The sequence below is a fragment of the Streptomyces sp. NPDC006265 genome (assembly GCF_040613555.1).
Lineage (GTDB): Bacteria > Actinomycetota > Actinomycetes > Streptomycetales > Streptomycetaceae > Streptomyces.
In genome coordinates this window covers 1-2,754 of sequence record NZ_JBEXSH010001058.1, presented here as the reverse complement: position 1 = coordinate 2,754, position 2,754 = coordinate 1, and the positions used below count along the sequence as shown (strand labels likewise).

4 protein-coding genes and 2 pseudogenes are annotated in these 2,754 nt (G+C 72.8%); 3 read left to right on the top strand and 3 right to left on the bottom strand.

Going from position 1 to position 2,754, the window contains the following annotated elements:
• The 3 genes from ABZ281_RS45155 to ABZ281_RS45145 all read left to right on the top strand — a co-directional run.
• Window positions 1-384: GDP-mannose 4,6-dehydratase (locus tag ABZ281_RS45155; RefSeq protein WP_356664160.1), on the top strand; the 384-nt coding region annotated here is incomplete at its 5' end.
• Window positions 381-1,043, top strand: coding sequence for a spherulation-specific family 4 protein (locus ABZ281_RS45150; RefSeq protein WP_356664158.1), 663 nt, complete (start codon window positions 381-383; stop codon window positions 1,041-1,043). The genes ABZ281_RS45155 and ABZ281_RS45150, both read left to right, overlap by 4 nt.
• Window positions 1,040-1,861 (top strand): endo alpha-1,4 polygalactosaminidase, encoded by an 822-nt coding sequence (locus tag ABZ281_RS45145; protein ID WP_356664156.1) that lies wholly within the window; start codon window positions 1,040-1,042, stop codon window positions 1,859-1,861. Before ABZ281_RS45150 ends, ABZ281_RS45145 begins: the two co-directional genes overlap by 4 nt.
• Window positions 1,862-1,930: 69 nt before the next feature.
• Here the strand turns inward: ABZ281_RS45145 and ABZ281_RS45140 are convergent.
• The 3 genes and pseudogenes from ABZ281_RS45140 to ABZ281_RS45130 all read right to left on the bottom strand — a co-directional run.
• A pseudogene (locus tag ABZ281_RS45140) lies at window positions 1,931-2,157 on the bottom strand (FAD-dependent oxidoreductase); the annotation flags it as partial.
• Between the two features lie 4 nt (window positions 2,158-2,161).
• Window positions 2,162-2,353, bottom strand: a pseudogene (locus ABZ281_RS45135) (MFS transporter); the annotation flags it as partial.
• On the bottom strand, window positions 2,353-2,754 hold a 402-nt coding region (locus ABZ281_RS45130; protein WP_356664162.1), incomplete at its 5' end, for a hypothetical protein. The pseudogene ABZ281_RS45135 and the gene ABZ281_RS45130, both read right to left, overlap by 1 nt.

Genomic DNA, 2,754 nt, shown 5'->3' with positions numbered 1-2,754 from the left:
CTGCTGCGCGAGGCCGGCCGCGACCCGGAGGCGGTGTTGCGGCTCGGCGACCTGTCCGCCCACCGCGACTTCGTCGACGTACGGGACGTGGCGCGGGCGGTGGTCCTCGCGGCCACGGCGCCGGGCCCGCTGCCTCCCGTCCTCAACCTCGGCGGAGGCCGGGCCGTCCCGGTGCGCGACCTGGTGCGGAGTCTGGCCGGTCTGGTCGGCTTCCGCGGCCGGATCGAGGAGGGCGGGGCGAGCCCGGCCGGTTCGGCCCGCTCCGCGCAGGTGTCGTGGCAGTGTTCGGACATCTCCGCCGCCGAGGAGGCCCTGGGGTGGCGTCCGGCCCACTCACTCGACGACGCGCTGGCCGCCCTGTGGGAAGGCGGTCGCACGCCGTGACCCTGCTGATCCCGCTGTACGTCCATCCGGCCGAGGACCCGGGCGCCTGGCACCGGCTGATCACCGCGGCGGCCCGCACCTACGGTGTCGTTCTCAACCCGGCGAGCGGTCCGGGCGAGGTCCCCGACCCGGCGTTCACCGCGGCCGCCGGTGCGCTGCGGGCCGCGGGTGCGCGGCTGCTGGGCTACGTCGACACCGACTACGGGGTGCGTGACCCCGCGGACATCACCGAGGACGTGCGCCGGCACCGCGAGTGGTACGCGGCGGACGGCTGTTTCCTGGACCGGGTGACGGCGACGGCGGACGGGCTGCCGGGCTGCCGCCGCCTGGTACGGACGCTGCGCCGGCTGGGCGCGGGGACGGTCGTCCTCAACCCCGGCGTCCACCCGGCGCCGGGGTACGCCCGCCTCGCCGACCTGACCGTCACCTTCGAGGGTCACTGGTCGACGTACGTCTCCGCCTTCAGCCGGCCGGCGTGGACCGCACGGCGCCCACCCGAGCGGCTGTGCCATCTCGTGTACGGCGTGCCCGAGGCGCTCGTTCCCCTGGCCGTGCGCACGGCGCACGAGCGCGGAGCGGCGGTCTGCGGCCCGGTGACGGGTGAACCACCCAACCCGTGGGCCCAGTTGACGCCGGCCCTGACCGGGGCAGGGCGATGACCGGGCGGGCCCTTTCGCGCGCGGCCCTGCTGACCGCGTTGACGGCCGCGGCGCTGACGGGCTGCTCCGGCAGCGCCGAGCCGCCCGCCGACGCGCACGGTACGGCGTCGCCCTCGCGGACTGTGTGGAAGCCCCGTCCGGGTCTCGCCTGGCAGTGGCAACTCGACGGCAGGGTCGACGCGTCGGTCGACGTGCCGGTCTACGACATCGACGGCTTCGAGAACTCCGCCGCGGACGTGGCCCGGCTGCACCGCGCGGGGAGGAAGGTCATCTGTTACGTCAACGTGGGCGCGTGGGAGGACTTCCGGCCGGACCGGGACGCCTTCCCCCGCTCGGTTCTGGGCGAGCCCAACGGGTGGTCGGGCGAGCGGTGGCTGGACATCCGGCAGCTGTCCGTCCTGCGACCGATCATGGAGCGCCGCTTCGACATGTGCCGCGACAAGGGCTTCGACGCGGTGGAGCCCGATCTGGTGGAGGGCTACGGCAACGACACCGGCTTTCCCCTCACCGCACGCGACCAGCTCGGGTACAACCGCATGATCGCGGCCATCGCCCACGAGCGGGGGCTGTCGGTGGGGCTCAAGAACGACCTTCCCCAGATCCCCCAGCTCGTGGGCCACTTCGACTTCGCGGTCAACGAGGAGTGCGCCCAGTACGACGAGTGCGGTGAGCTCTCCCCGTTCATCGCGGCGGGCAAGGCGGTGTTCCACGTGGAGTACAAGGAGCCGCGGAGCAGTTACTGTGCCGAGTCCCGCCGGCTGAGGCTGTCGTCGATGCGCAAGGAGCCAAGACTCGGGGTGTGGCGGAGCCCTTGCTGACGCGGCCGGTGCCTGCCGCTGCCTGGCGGGCATGGAGTCGGGCAGGGTGAGGGCCGAGTGGGCCGGTCGTCAGGCGGCGGGCAGGGTGTCGAGAGTGCGCAGCATGTCGTTGCGCTGCTTCGAGCATGTAGGCACCGACGAGTGCGAGGCTGGAGCCCTGCCCGGTGAGGAACGAGGGTGCGTATGCCGCGTCGCCGACGAGGGCGACCCTGCCACTGGACCAGCGGGGCATGCGGATCTGGCCGACCACGTCGGCGAACAGCAACCGCCTCACGTAGCTCGGCGATCAGTCGCGGGGCGGGTCCCGACGGCGATGACGGCACCACCGACCTGTACGCCCGCGGCGAAGCCGATCACGTGCGTCACCTGGACCAGGCCGGTGCCGGTGTCGGTGTGATCGACGGAGGTGGCGGTTCTGACGACCATCGCCGTGATGCAGACACCGCTGGCCAGGGCGACCAGCGCCTTGCCGACGACGAGGTGCCAGACCTTCACCCGTCCCCGCCGGAGCACTGGCCAAGGCGGGTGTCCCCTACTGGACGGCCGGCCGTTCCACAGACCGCCGTCATGGACGACTGGCTCGCGGGCGTGGGGACCGAGACCTTCAGGCGGGCACCTTTCAGCCTCCGGGTCATCGGCTGGGAAGTCTCCGGATGCACCGATGCGGCGACACTGGCGGGCGGGTTGCCGGACGAGCGTGGGATCGGACACCTGCTCCCGCATAGGAAGGCCTGCTGTACGGGGCGGCCCATACCTGAGTAGGCCCTGAGGGCTCCCTCCCCTGCGTTCGGGAGGGAGTCGCCGTCGACGTACCCGGCGAGGTCCTCGGCCGGCCAGCCCAGCTTCAGCAGCGTCTGCTTGATCTGCCCGCGCTCGGAGGGGTGCACCACGAC

What these genes read in the sequence shown, in the direction of transcription:
- ABZ281_RS45145 (WP_356664156.1), top strand. Translation starts at nt 1,040, where the DNA reads ATGACCGGGCGGGCCCTTTCGCGCGCGGCCCTGCTGACCGCGTTGACG.